We start from the raw sequence: 14,521 nt of genomic DNA, 5'->3' as shown, positions 1-14,521 counted from the left end.
CACCAACCCTGTTGGCCTTCCCGCACTCCCTGCATGACTTCGATGGCGACCTTTTTGCCGGAGTCTTGCCGTGAACCTTGCCGAATGTAGTCTTCCCGTCAGTTCCGCTCCGCGGACAGTGCCAACTTGGTCTATGCCACGGCCACCGGCACACGCCAGTCGTGACGGTGTGCAGCGCGGCAGTATTGATGCGGTGCTGCGCACGCGCTATGCAGGTACGCGCAAGCTGCGCCTGAATTACGAGCTGGTGGGAGCAGCCATGGCACCGGTAGTGTTGGTGGCCGGCGGTATTTCGGCGCACCGGCATGTGGCCGCAAATGCAGTGGATCCCAGCGCAGGTTGGGCGCAAGGTTTGCTGGATGCAGGGCGCACCCTGGATCCGGCCAAGCTGCGGGTTCTGGCGTTTGATTATGTAGGGGCTGATGGCAGCATCGATGCGCCCATCGATACCGCCGATCAGGCCGATGCGATTGCCTTGTTGCTGGATGCGCTCGGAGTCGACGTGTTGGCAGGCTATGTCGGCTACTCGTATGGCGCATTGGTGGGCCTGCAGTTGGCGGTACACCACCCGCAGCGCCTGCGCAAGCTGGTGGCGGTCAGTGGCGTACATCGCCCGCACCCGTATGCGGCCGCGTGGCGCGCGCTGCAACGCAAAGCGGTGGCATTGGGCCGGTTGCAGTGTGCCGACGAGCAAGGCCTGTCTCTGGCGCGGCAGTTTGCGATGTTGAGCTACCGCACTCCGGAAGAGTTCGCCGAACGCTTTGATGCCGCGCCGGAGGTGTGCAATGGGCAGGTGCGGGTGGCCGCCGAAGATTATTTGGACGCCGCCGGTGCCAAATTTGTGGCGCGGGTGTCGGCCACCGCATGGTTGCGCTTGTCCGAATCGATTGATTTGCATCGGGTGGATCCGGCGCAGGTGGGCGTGCCGGTGTCGGTGATCGCGGTGGAGGGCGATCGCTTGGTGCCGATGGATGATGCGGTGGCCTTGATCGAGGGCTTGGCGGGGCGTGGCCGCTTGCGTGTGCTGCGCTCGCCGTATGGGCACGATGCCTTCCTCAAGGAAACCGACCGCATCAATGCGTTGCTGGCCAGCGAGCTGTTTGCCGGCAGCGCAGTCACTGGGCCTGCCATCGGAGTCTCGGCATGAGCACAGGGAACACCCCAGACACACGCCGGCCAGCAACCCGCGCCGTGCGTGCGGGTATTGATCGCGACAGCGCATTTGGTGCGGTGACCCCCCCCTTGGTGCTGTCCTCCAATTTCAGTTTTGCCGGCTTCAATCAGAAGCGTGCCTATGATTACTCGCGCAGTGGCAATCCCACCCGTGATTTATTGGGTGGGGCGCTGGCGGATATGGAGGGTGGCGCCGGCGGGGTGGTCACCGCCAGCGGCATGGGCGCGGTAACCTTGTTGCTGCATGCGTTGTTGCAGCCGGGCGATCTGCTGGTGGTGCCGCATGATTGCTATGGCGGCAGCTGGCGGCTGTTCAATGCGTTGGCCAACAAAGGTGCGTTCGAGTTGGTCACCTGCAACCTGACCGACCCACAGGCACTTGCGACAGCCTTGGCGCAGCAGCCGAAGCTTGTCTGGATTGAAACGCCATCCAATCCATTGCTGCGCATCACGGATTTGCAAGCGGTGATTACCGCCGCGCATCAAGTGGATGCGCTAGCGGTGGTTGACAACACGTTTTTGTCGCCGGCACTGCAGCGCCCGATTGCCGATTTCGGTGCTGATTTTGTGTTGCATTCCACCACCAAGTACATCAATGGGCATAGCGACGTGGTGGGCGGTGCGGTGGTGGCCAAGGATGCGGAGCAGCATCAACAGTTGACATGGTGGGCCAATTGTCTGGGCCTGACTGGCTCGCCGTTTGACAGTTTTCTGACCCTGCGCGGGCTACGCACCCTGGATGCCCGCCTGCGGGTCCATCAGGACAACGCCGCCGCGTTGGTGGCATTGCTGGACGGGCATCCTGCGGTCAGTGCGCTGCACTACCCCGGGCTGCCCACGCATCCGGGACACGCACTGGCGGCGCGCCAGCAATATGGATTTGGCGCAATGTTGAGCGTTGAACTCGTCGGTGGCGAACCCGCGGTACGCGCGTTTGTGGATGACTTGCAGGTGTTCACCTTGGCCGAATCACTGGGTGGGGTGGAAACCTTGGTTGCCCATCCTGCCAGCATGACCCATGCGGCGATGAGCCCGGAAGCACGCGCACTGGCCGGGATTACCGATGGCATGTTGCGATTCTCGGTGGGTATCGAGCATGTGGATGACTTGCTCGCCGATTTGGCAGCAGCGTTGGCGCGCGCTCAGGCGGCCTGCGTTGCGCTTGAAATCACCACGTCATGAGTGCAACGCCCGCCATGATGCATGGCCAGCACACGCCACCGGCACGCTTGGCACTGTTGGGCACCGGCACCGTAGGCAGTGCGGTCTGGGCGCGCCTGATGCAGTGGCAGGGCAGTGCATTGGGCGAGCGGCTGCGTTTGGTGTATGCGGCGAACTCGCGCTTTGCCTTGGGCAACCCAGCGGGGCTGCCGAGTGCGGCCACGGATGTGTTGCTTCAGCAGGCACCGCAAGCCAGCAGTTTGGAGGCGGTGGATGTTGCGCTGGCAGGCGACGGCGTGCGTATTGTGGTCGATGCCACGGCTTCGGCGCAGGTGGCCGACCAACACGCGCATTGGTTGGCACGCGGCATCCATGTGGTGACCGCCTGCAAACTGGGGCAGGGTACGGATTTGGCGCGCTGGCACGCCATCCAGGCCGCGTGCGAAGCCGGCAATACCGAGTATGGTGACAGCGCGACTGTGGGTGCCGGTTTGCCGGTGTTACGCACGATTCGGGCTTTGCAGGCGGGGGGCGACCGCATCCATGCCATCGCTGGGGTGTTGTCCGGTTCGCTGGCGTGGCTGTTCAATCATTACGATGGCATGCAGGCGTTTTCTGGCTTTGTTCGGCAGGCGCGTGAGGCAGGTTTTACCGAGCCGGACCCGCGTGAAGATTTATCGGGCGAAGACGTGCGGCGCAAGTTGCTGATTCTGGCGCGGGCGTCTGGCTACCGGCTGGAAGACAACGCGGTACAGGTGGACTCCCTGGTGCCGGCAGCGCTGGCAGGTTTGCCCCGTGAGGCACTGGATGCGGCCTTGCCCATGCTGGATGCTGCACTGCGCGAGCGTTACGCGGCAGCCTACAAAAATGGCGCGAAGTTACGTTTTGTTGCACGCCTGCAAGCCGATGGATTGGCCACCGTGGGGCTGGAGGCATTGCCTGCCGAGCATGCGCTGGCAGGTGGTGGTGGCACCGATAATCGGGTTGCGATCTGGTCGGATCGCTATGCCAAACAACCTTTGCTGATTCAGGGGCCAGGTGCCGGTGCCGAGGTGACTGCGGCGGCGATGTTGGATGATGCCTTGCGTATTCAAGTGGAGGCATCGAAGGCGAAAGTGCTGCCGGGACGGGCAAAAAACTCTTCTATGGGCAACGGGCGCTGAAATAGATAGCCCTGCGCGAAGTCGACCCGCAAGTCGCGCAGGCAAGCCAGTTGCGCATCATTTTCCACCTGTTCGGCTACCGCACGCATACCCAGCAGGTGGGCGATTTCGGTGATCGAGCGCACGATCGCTTCCGACAGCGGCGACTGATCCACATCGCGCACGAAACTGCCGTCGATCTTCAAATAATCAACCTGCAAATCACGCAGGTAGCTGAACGAACAAAAGCCAGTGCCGAAGTCGTCCAACGCGAAACGGCAGCCCATCTCGCGCATGCGCTGGATAAAGTGCCGGGTACGCCCCAAGTCCCGCACCACGCTGGTTTCGGTAATTTCCAGACACAGCTGTTCCGGCAGCAGGTTGCTGCGTTGCAGCCGGGTTGCGAAATAGTCGCCAAACTCGTCATCGGCCAATGTCGCTGCGCCCAGATTGAGGTTGCATTGGCGGATCAAGGGCAACGTTTGCGGGTGCGCTTCCAGCCAGTTCAAAAGGGCGCTCAACACATAGCGATCCAATCGTGGGCCCAGCCGAAAGCGTTCTGCCGCGGCAATCAGGCTGGCAGGTGGGTGCAGGTGGTCTTGCGCATCGCGCCAGCGCAGCAAGATCTCGAAATGGGCGCGGCCATCGCCTGCTGCGCGCAGATCCACTACCGGTTGGCACCACAATGCGAATTGGCGCTGATCCAGGGCCTCGCGCACATTCAGTGCGCTTTGCATCATGCGATTACGGGTATCCAGGCGTTCTTCATTCAGGCCGGCGACCAGCAACCGGTTGCCACCCAGCTCCTTGGCCTCATGGCAGGCGGCATCCACCTGCGACAGCAGTTCATCAAAACTGGCCTGCGGTGCGGTGCTGGTGACGATGCCAATGCTGGCAGTGGTGCGCAGATTACTGCCTTGCCATGCCACACGCATGTTCTCAATCGCGGCCAACAGGCGGCGGCCGGGAACGGTGGCTGCCGCTGCAGTTTGCTTGCATAACACCGTGAACTCGTCGCCACCGCTGTGTGCCAGCCACGCATCGTCGCCGAATTCGGCTTTCACCAGACGGGCGACATGCCGCAACATTTCGTCGCCGGCGGCGTGACTTGCGGCATCGTTGATCAGTTTGAAATTGTCCAGATCGATATACAGCAGGCTGACATCGCCGTTGTGGCTTGCCAGTACGAGGCGGGCTTGTTCTTCGAACGCATCGCGATTGAGCAGGCCTGTCAATGGGTCGCGGGTGGCGCGCACATGCAACGCGGCCATCACCACATGACGCTCGTAGAAGGATGCTGCCAATAAAATCGGGATGGTCGAAATCACCACCAAAGTGGCCATCAACATGCTGGTGTCGGCCAGGGTTTCCGGACGCCGAAAGCCATCGATGCCCAAGCCCAGAATCATGGCCAAGGTAAACGTGGCGACGCTGGTGGCCAGTGCGGTGAACAGCGGTGGGAATCGAATCGCTGACCATAGCAATAGCACCACCGGGACGATGACCCCCGCCAGCGGGTACAGGCCGCCCTGATATGCGATGGGGATGATTACCAACAGGCCCACGCCCATGATCACGACCCAGCTCAAGTATTCGCGCAGGCGCACGCGGTTGACGCCCGAGTGCAATTTGCGCAATTGCTTGCGGGTGATGAGCAACAACACGCTGGGGGTGAGCGCCGAGATTCCCAGCAAATCCCCCAGCGCCCACTGCAGATACACCCGCGGGACATCGCTGGAGGGAATCATCCTGGCCACCAGCATCCCGGTGCTGCCGATGCCGGCGCTGATCACGCATAGCAGCAGTGCGCCGCGCAGCAATAACAACCCGTCATCGGTGCGCAACTGCAGGGTTTTGCGGCGAGACCTCACATACAGGCATGCCACAACCGTGGCCAGCGCATTGCTGCAAATCGAAAAGCCAACAAACACGGGCGGTGCCGGTACTAACAGCAGATGAAGCAGGGCCTGTGCCATGGCGATGGCGAAGGCGTAGCGCAGGCCAAACAGCAGCACCATGGCATACGCCAGACCGGCCGCGGGCCAGAACAACGTGACATCGGCGGGAGTACGCAGGAACCAGATGGTGATTGCCGCGCCACCAAAATACAGGGCGGTGAGCAGGATCATCCGTGATGCTGTGGCCAGCGCGCCGTGCATAGCGTCAATCCCAGGCGAAGCAGAGCATCGGAGCAAGCCCCGCCCAACAGGGGTGGGCGGGCAGGTGAAGGAAGTGGCTGGCTTGCACCATAGTGATTGCACCGGTGGCTAAGTCAGTACCAGATTAACCCGAAACCGTGACGCAACAATCAGCCAGATTGACTAGCCCAACCTCAGCATTCGATGACGTTGACCGCCAGCCCACCACGGCTGGTTTCCTTGTACTTGTCCTGCATGTCGCGGCCGGTGTCGCGCATGGTTTTGATCACCTTATCCAACGACACCTTGTGCTGGCCGTCACCACGCAGGGCCATTCGGCTGGCATTGATCGCCTTCACCGAGCCCATCGCATTGCGTTCGATGCAGGGGATTTGCACCAGCCCGCCGATTGGGTCACAGGTCAGGCCCAGGTTATGTTCCATGCCGATTTCGGCAGCATTCTCGATTTGCCCCAAACTGCCACCCAGCGCGGCGGTCAAACCTGCGGCAGCCATCGAGCAGGCCACGCCTACTTCGCCTTGGCAGCCCACTTCGGCACCGCTGATGCTGGCGTTTTCCTTGTACAAAATCCCCACCGCAGCGGCGGTCAGCAGATACGTGAAAATGCCAGCCTCGCGCACGCCAGCATCTTTTTCACTGGCGCAAAAGCGCTCGTAATAATGCGCAACTGCAGGCAGGATCCCGGCAGCACCATTGGTGGGCGCGGTCACCACGCGACCGCCGGCGGCGTTTTCTTCATTGACTGCCAGTGCATACAAATTCACCCAGTCCAATACCGTCAATGGGTCGCGCATCGCCGCTTCCGGGCGGCTAGCCAGCTCATGATGCAGGGCCGGTGCGCGGCGGGTGACGTGCAGACCGCCGGGGAGTGTGCCTTCTGCGCGAATGCCGCGTGCGACGCAAGATTGCATGGCCTGCCAGATTTCGCGCAGGCCGGCGCGAATGTCGTCCTCGCTGCGCCAGACTTTTTCGTTTTCAAACATCAATTGCGCAATCGTCAGGCCGCTGCGCTGGCACTGCGCGAGCAGTTCGTTGCCACTGGCAAACGGGTGTGGCAGCGGTGTGGTGTCGGCCACGATGCGGTCTTCGGCGGCCTCGTCCTGATTGACTACAAAGCCGCCCCCCACCGAGTAATAGTCGCGGGTGGCGATTTCATTGCCATCAACATCAAACGCAGAAAAGCGCATGCCATTGGTGTGGAACGGGAGCTTCTGGCGCTTGTTCATCACCAAATCACGCTTTTCATCAAACGCAATATCGCGCTGCCCAAGCAAATGAATTTTTTTGTCTTTGCGGATACGTTCCAATGCAGCGGGAATGATGTCGGGGTTGATTTCATTCGGCCAATGGCCTTCCAACCCCATCAACACGGCTTTGTCGGTGCCATGGCCACGGCCAGTCAGTGCCAGCGAGCCGAACACTTCGGCGCGGATGCGGGTGGTGCGTGACAACGTGTCGCTTTCAGCCAGCCAATGGCTAACGAAGCGGGCTGCGGCACGCATCGGCCCCACCGTATGCGAAGAGCTGGGGCCGATACCAATTTTGTACAGGTCGAAGGTGGAGACGGCCATGGGGGCTGCCAGTGTGGGGGAACGCTATTCTAGGCAGACTAGGCGCCGAACTGCGGATTTCCACTGATGTCCCTGACCTTGTTTCAGCGTGACAATTGCCATTTATGCGAGCTGGCTCTGGATGTGCTGGCACAAGCACGCGCCCCCGAATTTGAGACCGTGTTCATTGATGACGATACGGCGCTGGAGGCCCGCTACGGCTTGCGTGTGCCGGTGCTGTGCGATGCGGTCAGTGGTGCCGAATTGGACTGGCCGTTCGATGCCCAGCGCGTGCGTACATTTTGCGGCACCCGGTAGTCGCCACTATGGAGCGGGTTTGAACACGACCTTGGTGCTGATGGCAATGGTGTTGGGGATGAGCTTGGTATCGGCCCATTGCCCACCGCCCACACCGAAGTCCAACCGCTGCACGTTGGCGTGGCCTGTCAGCACCGGAGTTGCGCCGGGTGTCCAGGCAAAGGTGAGGGTGACCGGCTTGTTGATGCCGTGCAGGCTGAGTTGGCCATCGGCGGCGTAGCGGTTGCCGCCCAAGCTGCGGAACTTGGTGGCGGTGAAGCTGGCCTGCGGGAATTTGCCTGAATCGAAAAACGCCGCGCCACGCAGCTCATTGTCGTAGCTGCTGTTGCTGGTGACGGCGGTGGCCAGCGGGATCTTCACGGCCAACCTGGCATTGGCCAGTTGTTTGGGGTCAAAACTGAGGCGGCTGGTAAAGCCCGGAAACGTGCCGGTAAATACCTCGCCCTGGTACTTCCCGGAAAATGCCAAGCTCGAGCCTTGGGCTTGCACGTAGTCGGCGGCAAGTGCCGGCATGGATAGCGTAAGCGCGAGCGCCAGTGACGCGAACACAGGTCCATTACGCATCGGGAGTCTCCGGTTGGGCCGCCCGCAACCAGCCACGCGGCAGCATGCGGGCAAGCGTGGCATCGCCCATAAACAAATGGTGGTAAAACGCAGCCGCCGCATGCAGCAGCACCAAGGCGACCAGCGTCCAGAACAATGTTTCGTGGGTCTGTACGGCAAGCGCATGCAACGCGTCGTTATGGCCGGTCAACGCCGGCAGATTGAATAAACCGAACCACTGCAAGGGGAAGCCGGCAGCGGAGTTGAGCAGCCAACCACTCAGCGGCATTGCCAGCAACAGTACATACAATGCGATGTGGGTCAGCTGAGCAATGCGGTGTTGCCAATGCGGGCTGTCGGTCAGTGGCGTGGGGCTTCCGGCAAATAGGCGCCAGCCGATGCGCAGGAGAACGATTGCCAGCACGCAAAGGCCGATGGATTTGTGCAACGCATAGGTGGCTATTTTGTCCGGCCCATTGGGCAACGCACCCATGCGCAGACCAATCCACGCCAGCAACAGCAACAACACAAGCGTGAGCCAGTGCAGGCATTGGCTGATGGCACCCCAGCGGATGGTGTTTTTCAGCGGCATCACGGGTTCTCGGTGGAAGGTTGCGCAGGCCTTGCGGGAGCGTTTGGCGGGTTGTCCGGCACAGGTTCGAGTGCTGCAGGTGGCGCGGTCTCGCCACGTTGGCGATAGAGTTCGGCCTCGATGCGCAACTCGACGTTGTCACCTACTAACGCCTGCCAGTGGGTCATGCCGAAGTCGCTACGCTTGAGCGTGGTACTGGCCGAGAACCCCAGTGTCTGGCGGAACGGCGGCATTGGGTGGCGTGCAGCGCGATTAAGTGTCAATGCCATGCATAACGGGCGGGTAACCCCGTGCAAGGTCAGTGCGCCACAGGCGGTGCCGTGGCTGTCGTCGGTGCGGGTCAGTTGATCCACCACCCAACGCGCCTGCGGGTAGTGGGCGGTATCCAAAAAGTGGGGCGCTAATACCGATGTGGTCCAGCCAGCATCGCCCATGTCCAGCCGCTGCATGGGTACGACTACCTCCATGCGTGTGCCTTGCCAGCTGTCGGCATCGAAATACAACTGCCCTTGCGCCCCGGAGACGGTGCCGATGGCTTGCGAGAAGCCGGCATGGTCAACGCCGAACATCACCCGCGTATGTACCGGATCAAATGCATAGCGCGCCGGCCCTGCAGCCAGAGATGGCAGGCTGCATGCCAGCAGCAGGGGCATGGCAAACAGCAAATGGGGCGGCAGGCGGCAAGACATGATCGGGATTCTATGCGCAGCGGTATGCGGGCGGTGTGCTTGCAAGTGCAACGAAGCGTTGCCAGCATTGTGGCCGGCGAGGGGATGGGGAATCACTATGCGGCGACAAGTCGCGTGCGTGTTGCTGTTGTTGCTGGCCTGCGCGTGCGTGTGTGCGGCAGTGCCCGAGCGCCCGCGGTTTCGCATTATCGGGAGTAGCCAAGGCCTGCCATCGACCGATATCAAGGCTTTGGTGCGTGATCAGGATGGCTACCTGTGGATTGGTACTGCCGATGGTTTGGCGCGCCATGATGGCGTGGGGATGCGGGTCTGGCGGCATGATCCAGACGCCCAGCAGGGACTGCCCGGCAACAATGTGCAGGCGTTGCTGGTGGATGCGCGTGATCGCATTTGGGTAGCAGTAGAAGGCGAAGGGGTGAGCGTGCTGGACGCCAGCCGCCAGCACTTCATCCGCTATCGCAAGACCAGTCACCCAGCGCTCGAAAGCGATGATGTGTGGGCGATGGCAAGACAGGGCAGTGCGGTTTGGTTGGGTACGTTTGGGGGCGGCTTGACGCGGATTGATGCCGATGGAGGGCAGCGGCATTTCAACAAACAGCACAATGGCCTGCCCGCAGACACCGTGTTGTCGCTGGCGGTGGATGCACAGGGCGTGCTGTGGGTGGGCACCACCAAAGGCTTGGCCCGCTTGCAAGGCGAGATCTTTGAAACCGTGGAATTGCCCGCTGCCGAAGGCCCGCAGATGATTTATTCGCTGGCCGCCCAATCCGATGGGTTGTGGGTAGGCGGCGCGCAGGGCATTTGGCGGCGTACCGGCGGGCAATGGGCGCAACCGGCGTGGTCACCGATGTTTCAACGGCCCAACGCGCTGTTGGCTATTGTCACCGATACCCGCGGTGATCATTGGATCGGAAGCCAACGTGGACTATGGCATCAGGACGGAGCAACCCCGCCGGTGCCGGTGCCGATGGGCGGTCCGGACATTGCACGGGCGATCGGCAGTTTGCTGCTGGAGCACGGCCAGGCGCTGTGGGCTCCGGTGCAAGGTCGGGGGCTGGGCTACCTACGCGCCGACTGGCGTCAGCAGGTGCAATTCCAGGGGACAGAAGACGGCCTGCATGGCGCGATGTACAGGGCCTTGGGCAAGGCCGGGGATGGCGGCATTTGGCTGGGCGACATGGGCGGTATGATTGAGCACATGGATGCGCAGGGGCGCATTGCGATGCTGGACCCGGCGTCGCTTGATCAGCTGCACAACATCAAACCAGTGGTGATTACCGAAGACCGGCAGCGTCGGCTATGGCTTGGGCATCGCGGTGGGCTGGTGCGTATCAGCCGCAATGGCGGTGTCGAGCAATGGGCCAGCGACGCTGCCAGCGATCCGGTGCCTAGTGGGCAAATCGGGTGGTTATTGCATCCTGCCGACGGCAGTCAATGGTTGGCTGCTCCTGGTGGGGGTGTGCAGCAACGTGACCCCGACAGCGGCAAGCTGCTGCGCGATTTACCGGCGGGGATTGCCAGCGGATTGGGTGAAGCCGATATCGAAAGCATGGTGCTGGCCGTGGACGGCAGCCCGTGGATCGCATGCAGCACCGGGATTTTGCAGTTCGACGCCAGCAGCGGGCGGTTCCAGCCGGTCGCGTCGATGGGCAGCGAGCGGGTGTATGCGTTGGCGTTCGATGGGGCCGATACGCTGTGGTTGCAGCGATTGTCTGGTTTGGAGCAATACCAACGGCACGGTGCGGTATGGCGGCAACACACACGCATCGACACCCGCCATGGGATGCCGGCGGTTGCCGCCGCGGCATTGTTGGTGGACGCGCAGCATCGGCCATGGATCACCACCTCACGCGGGTTGTATCGCTGGGATCCGCAGCGTCGCAATTTGCGCCACGTCAGCATGCAGGACGCTGCCAGCAGTGAGGAGTTTTTGGAGCGCGCCGCACTGCTGCGCGATGATGGCTTGCTGGTGGCGGCTACCGCCGATGGTGGTTTGCGGCTGGTCGATACCAGGCTGGCCGACGCCGCACCGGTGCAACCGGTACTGCGCTTTGACGGCATCGACGTGCGCCGCGATGGCGGCTGGCAAGCCCTGCCCACTCAACGCGCTGTGCGCCTGGGCGCGAACGATCGCGAGGTGCGGATTCGCGCACGGTTACTGATGTTCGATGACCCCGCCGGCAATCGCTACTGGTCGCATCTAGATGGGTTTGACCGTACATGGGTGGCGCTAGGCAATAGTGGCGAGCGCGTGTTCACCGGGTTGGCACCGGGGCGCTACGTGGTGCGCATGCGGGCCCAAGATGCCGCCGGCAATGCCGCACCCGAGCAGGTGCTGCACTTCGATGTGCCCCCGCCGTGGTGGCGCAGTGGGTGGGCGCAGGCGCTGTATGTGCTGGCCGTACTGGGTCTCATCGGCCTGTTGGCGTGGTGGTATCGGGCGCGCTTGCAGCGGCGTCATGCATGGGAGTTGGCCGAGCACAAGCGCGCACTGGCAGAGCAAGCATCGGAAGCCAAATCACGGTTTCTGGCCACCCTTGGGCATGAGGTGCGTACGCCCATGACTGGCGTGTTGGGGATGAGCGAATTGCTGCAAGGCAGCACACTGGATGCGAGACAGCGCTCGCAAGTGGATGCCATTCGGCGCGCCGGCGAACATCTGTTGCGGCTGGTCAATGACGCGCTGGATCTGGCCAGGATTGAGGCAGGCAAATTGCAGTTGGCAAATACCGATTTTCCGCTGCGCCCCTTGCTGGACGAAGTCGCGGCTTTGATGGCGCCGGTGGCTGAGCGCAAGGGTTTGGTATTCGTGGATGGCATTGCGCCCAGCGCACCATTGACGGTGCATGGTGACCGCACCCGCGTGCAGCAGATTTTGCTGAACCTGATTGGCAATGCGGTGAAATTCACCGAGACTGGCCACGTTGCGCTGGAGACATTTGCGCTGCATTCGGACGGCGTGTGCTTTGTGGTTGCCGACACCGGCCCCGGGCTCAATGCCGAGCACAAGACCCGCCTGTTTCGACGCTTTGAACAGGCTGAAGGTGTGCGCACCACCTCGCGTTATGGTGGCAGCGGGCTGGGGCTGGCGATCAGCCAAGAGCTGGCAGCGGCGATGGGTGGTCGCATTCGCGTGGAAAGCGAGCCAGGCAAGGGCACCCGCTTCATCGTCGAGCTGCCGTTGCCAACGGTTGCGCCTGCCCGCAACACCCTGCCACTACCGAAGATCACAACGCCGGCCGCGGCACTATCGCTGCTCCTGGTCGAAGACGACCCCATCGTGGCCGAGGTGATGCAAGGCTTGTTGCGCGCACAAGGGCACCATGTGATGCACGCTGCGCACGGACTGGCCGCGTTGGGCGAAACCACCCGGCACACCTTCGATGCCGCGTTGCTGGATCTGGATTTACCCGGCATGGACGGGCTGAGTTTGGCCAAATTACTGCGCGCCCGCGGCTTCAATGCACCACTGCTGGCAGTCACCGCCCGTTCTGATGCCGATGCCGAAGCACACGCCCGCGCCGCCGGCTTCGACGGCTTTTTGCGCAAACCCGTCACTGGCGAATTGTTGGCGCAGGCGTTGGAGTCGCTGCAGGCGGCAGCGGTTTAGCGCGTTCGAGGTTCGCTTCGTTGTGACAGCGCACCCGGCGCGACCGGGGCAGCGCAAGTCGCTCCCCGATACTCGCTTGGTTGCGCTGCCCCGGTCGCGCCGGGTGCTTGTCGCGCTTTGGGGCGCTGATGGTTCCGGGTGCGTCAGCGCGCGCTGTAGCAGTGCACCTCGTCCACCAGCGCGGCGACGTGCTCGGGATTCATGTCGGGCGACATGCCGTGGCCAAGGTTGAATACATGGCCTTCGCGGGAGCCGCCGTTGCCGTCGCGGTAGCTGTCCAGCACTGCGCGCACTTGCGCGCGCACTGCGTCGGGGCTGCCGTACAGCATGGCCGGGTCCAAGTTGCCTTGCAGCGCCACCGAGCCACCGATGCGGCGGGCGGCATCTTCCAGCGTGACGGTCCAATCCATGCCCACGCCTTGCGCGCCGCTGGCGGCCAGTGCTTCCAGATGCGCGGCATTGCCCTTGCCGAACAGGATCAGCGGGGTGTCGCCGCGTTGGAGTTCGCGGGCAATGCGGGTCAGATACGGCAGCGAGAATGCGCGGTACATCGCCGGCGACAGCGTGCCGCCCCAGGTGTCGAATACCTGCAATGCCTGCGCCCCGGCGGCGTGCTGCGCGGACAGGTAGGCGATCACCGCATCGGTGACCACATTCAGCAATTTGTGCATCAGCGCCGGTTCGTTCAGCGCCAGCGCCTTGATGCGGCCAAAGTCCTTGCTGCCGCCGCCTTCCACCATGTAGCAGGCCAGCGTCCACGGGCTGCCGGAAAACCCGATCAGCGGGATCGCGGCATCCAGCTCGCGCCGGATCAAGCTGACCGCATCCATCACGTAGCGCAGGGAACTGCCCATGTCCGGCACCGCGAGCTTGTCGATGTCGGCGGCGCTGCGCACCGGACGCTCGAACTTCGGGCCTTCACCATCAACGAAGTACAGGCCAAGCCCCATTGCATCGGGCACGGTAAGAATGTCGGAAAACAAGATTGCGGCATCCAGCGGAAACCGGCGCAGCGGTTGCAGCGTCACTTCGCAGGCGATCTCCGGATGCTTCGCCATACCCAGAAAACTGCCGGCCGCAGCGCGGGTGGCGCGGTATTCCGGCAAGTAGCGGCCGGCTTGGCGCATCAACCAGACCGGTGTGCAATCCACCGGCTCGCGGCGCAGAGCGCGCAGGAATCTGCTGTTGAAAGCCGGGTCATTGTGCATGGCGTTGGACACGTTGAAGTCTCGTTGGTGTGCCCGCACTGCGTACAGCAGCGGGCAGGGGAAGGGCGCTACTTCGGCGCATCGGCGCCTTGCGCGAACATCAGTTGAAAGCCTTTTTTCAGTTGCGCATCGCGTTCTTTTTGCAATGCCAACAGCGCACTGGCTTGATCGGCAAACAGCGATTTACGCAGCGTGCTGCGGCCACCGGTGTGGCCGCTTTCACGCAGCAACGTCCAGCCACCCAATAAATCAGGCTGGAGCTGGAGTTGCACAAAGCGCGGAGCTTCGTGGCCATCGGGACGTTGTTGTAACAAGAGGCGCATGTGGCAATTGTAACGAACCGGGGTAACGGGGTTAACGGTAACGGGGTCAGGTT

12 protein-coding genes are annotated in these 14,521 nt (G+C 62.4%); 5 read left to right on the top strand and 7 right to left on the bottom strand.

Going from position 1 to position 14,521, the window contains the following annotated elements:
- The first annotated feature begins 133 nt into the window (after nucleotides 1–133).
- From QWB57_RS00060 to QWB57_RS00050, 3 genes are read left to right on the top strand one after another with little or no spacing between them, the layout of a single operon-like run.
- Complete coding sequence (locus QWB57_RS00060) at nucleotides 134–1,147, top strand: homoserine O-succinyltransferase (protein WP_223626112.1); 1,014 nt, start codon at nucleotides 134–136, stop codon at nucleotides 1,145–1,147.
- Complete coding sequence (gene metB / locus QWB57_RS00055) at nucleotides 1,144–2,355, top strand: cystathionine gamma-synthase (RefSeq protein ID WP_223626114.1); 1,212 nt, start codon at nucleotides 1,144–1,146, stop codon at nucleotides 2,353–2,355. Before QWB57_RS00060 ends, metB begins: the two co-directional genes overlap by 4 nt.
- Nucleotides 2,352–3,497, top strand: a complete 1,146-nt coding sequence (locus QWB57_RS00050; protein WP_223626116.1) for a homoserine dehydrogenase — start codon at nucleotides 2,352–2,354, stop codon at nucleotides 3,495–3,497. Before metB ends, QWB57_RS00050 begins: the two co-directional genes overlap by 4 nt.
- Here the strand turns inward: QWB57_RS00050 and QWB57_RS00045 are convergent.
- Together QWB57_RS00045 and QWB57_RS00040 are read right to left on the bottom strand one after the other, a co-directional pair.
- On the bottom strand, nucleotides 3,425–5,605 hold the full coding sequence (locus tag QWB57_RS00045) for an EAL domain-containing protein (protein ID WP_288967793.1): 2,181 nt from the start codon (nucleotides 5,603–5,605) through the stop codon (nucleotides 3,425–3,427). The two genes, QWB57_RS00050 and QWB57_RS00045, sit on opposite strands and share 73 nt — an antisense overlap.
- Nucleotides 5,606–5,808: 203 nt before the next feature.
- Entirely contained in the window at nucleotides 5,809–7,206 is a 1,398-nt protein-coding gene (locus tag QWB57_RS00040; RefSeq protein ID WP_288967791.1) for an L-serine ammonia-lyase, read from the bottom strand.
- A 66-nt stretch (nucleotides 7,207–7,272) separates the two neighbouring features.
- Here QWB57_RS00040 and QWB57_RS00035 point away from each other — a divergent pair, with 66 nt between their 5' ends.
- Nucleotides 7,273–7,503, top strand: coding sequence for a glutaredoxin family protein (locus tag QWB57_RS00035; protein WP_223626123.1), 231 nt, complete (start codon nucleotides 7,273–7,275; stop codon nucleotides 7,501–7,503).
- Between the two features lie 6 nt (nucleotides 7,504–7,509).
- On the opposite strand, the gene QWB57_RS00030 is transcribed toward QWB57_RS00035, so the two are convergent.
- From QWB57_RS00030 to QWB57_RS00020, 3 genes are read right to left on the bottom strand one after another with little or no spacing between them, the layout of a single operon-like run.
- On the bottom strand, nucleotides 7,510–8,067 hold the full coding sequence (locus QWB57_RS00030) for a YceI family protein (protein WP_223626125.1): 558 nt from the start codon (nucleotides 8,065–8,067) through the stop codon (nucleotides 7,510–7,512).
- A complete protein-coding gene (locus QWB57_RS00025; protein ID WP_223626127.1) occupies nucleotides 8,060–8,638 on the bottom strand; it encodes a cytochrome b in 579 nt (192 codons plus the stop codon). Before QWB57_RS00025 ends, QWB57_RS00030 begins: the two co-directional genes overlap by 8 nt.
- Entirely contained in the window at nucleotides 8,638–9,327 is a 690-nt protein-coding gene (locus QWB57_RS00020) for a YceI family protein (RefSeq protein WP_223626129.1), read from the bottom strand. The genes QWB57_RS00025 and QWB57_RS00020 overlap by 1 nt, the downstream gene beginning before the upstream one ends.
- A 97-nt stretch (nucleotides 9,328–9,424) precedes the next feature.
- On the opposite strand from QWB57_RS00020, the gene QWB57_RS00015 reads away from it, so the two are divergent.
- Complete coding sequence (locus QWB57_RS00015) at nucleotides 9,425–12,937, top strand: hybrid sensor histidine kinase/response regulator (protein WP_288967788.1); 3,513 nt, start codon at nucleotides 9,425–9,427, stop codon at nucleotides 12,935–12,937.
- Between the two features lie 143 nt (nucleotides 12,938–13,080).
- Here the strand turns inward: QWB57_RS00015 and hemE are convergent, their stop codons facing one another.
- Both hemE and QWB57_RS00005 read right to left on the bottom strand, forming a co-directional pair.
- A complete protein-coding gene (gene hemE, locus QWB57_RS00010) occupies nucleotides 13,081–14,145 on the bottom strand; it encodes a uroporphyrinogen decarboxylase (protein ID WP_288967801.1) in 1,065 nt (354 codons plus the stop codon).
- Nucleotides 14,146–14,213: 68 nt separating this feature from the next.
- Nucleotides 14,214–14,468: a WGR domain-containing protein gene (locus QWB57_RS00005; protein ID WP_223626134.1), complete on the bottom strand. Its 255-nt coding sequence runs from the start codon at nucleotides 14,466–14,468 to the stop codon at nucleotides 14,214–14,216.
- Nucleotides 14,469–14,521: the final 53 nt, after the last annotated feature.

The organism is uncultured Thermomonas sp., from assembly GCF_937872235.1.
Taxonomy (GTDB): Bacteria; Pseudomonadota; Gammaproteobacteria; order Xanthomonadales; family Xanthomonadaceae; genus Thermomonas; species Thermomonas beijingensis.
Note: the sequence above shows the minus strand (reverse complement) of the source record. Positions and strands in the feature narration are given on the sequence as shown.

Coding starts and splice junctions, on each gene's coding strand:
- QWB57_RS00050 (WP_223626116.1), top strand. CDS start 2,352: ATGAGTGCAACGCCCGCCATGATGCATGGCCAGCACACGCCACCGGCA.
- QWB57_RS00060 (WP_223626112.1), top strand. CDS start 134: ATGCCACGGCCACCGGCACACGCCAGTCGTGACGGTGTGCAGCGCGGC.
- QWB57_RS00040 (WP_288967791.1), bottom strand. CDS start 7,206: ATGGCCGTCTCCACCTTCGACCTGTACAAAATTGGTATCGGCCCCAGC.
- QWB57_RS00035 (WP_223626123.1), top strand. CDS start 7,273: ATGTCCCTGACCTTGTTTCAGCGTGACAATTGCCATTTATGCGAGCTG.
- QWB57_RS00045 (WP_288967793.1), bottom strand. CDS start 5,605: ATGATCCTGCTCACCGCCCTGTATTTTGGTGGCGCGGCAATCACCATC.
- QWB57_RS00030 (WP_223626125.1), bottom strand. CDS start 8,067: ATGCGTAATGGACCTGTGTTCGCGTCACTGGCGCTCGCGCTTACGCTA.
- hemE (WP_288967801.1), bottom strand. CDS start 14,145: ATGCACAATGACCCGGCTTTCAACAGCAGATTCCTGCGCGCTCTGCGC.
- QWB57_RS00020 (WP_223626129.1), bottom strand. CDS start 9,327: ATGTCTTGCCGCCTGCCGCCCCATTTGCTGTTTGCCATGCCCCTGCTG.
- QWB57_RS00015 (WP_288967788.1), top strand. CDS start 9,425: ATGCGGCGACAAGTCGCGTGCGTGTTGCTGTTGTTGCTGGCCTGCGCG.
- QWB57_RS00025 (WP_223626127.1), bottom strand. CDS start 8,638: ATGCCGCTGAAAAACACCATCCGCTGGGGTGCCATCAGCCAATGCCTG.
- metB (WP_223626114.1), top strand. CDS start 1,144: ATGAGCACAGGGAACACCCCAGACACACGCCGGCCAGCAACCCGCGCC.
- QWB57_RS00005 (WP_223626134.1), bottom strand. CDS start 14,468: ATGCGCCTCTTGTTACAACAACGTCCCGATGGCCACGAAGCTCCGCGC.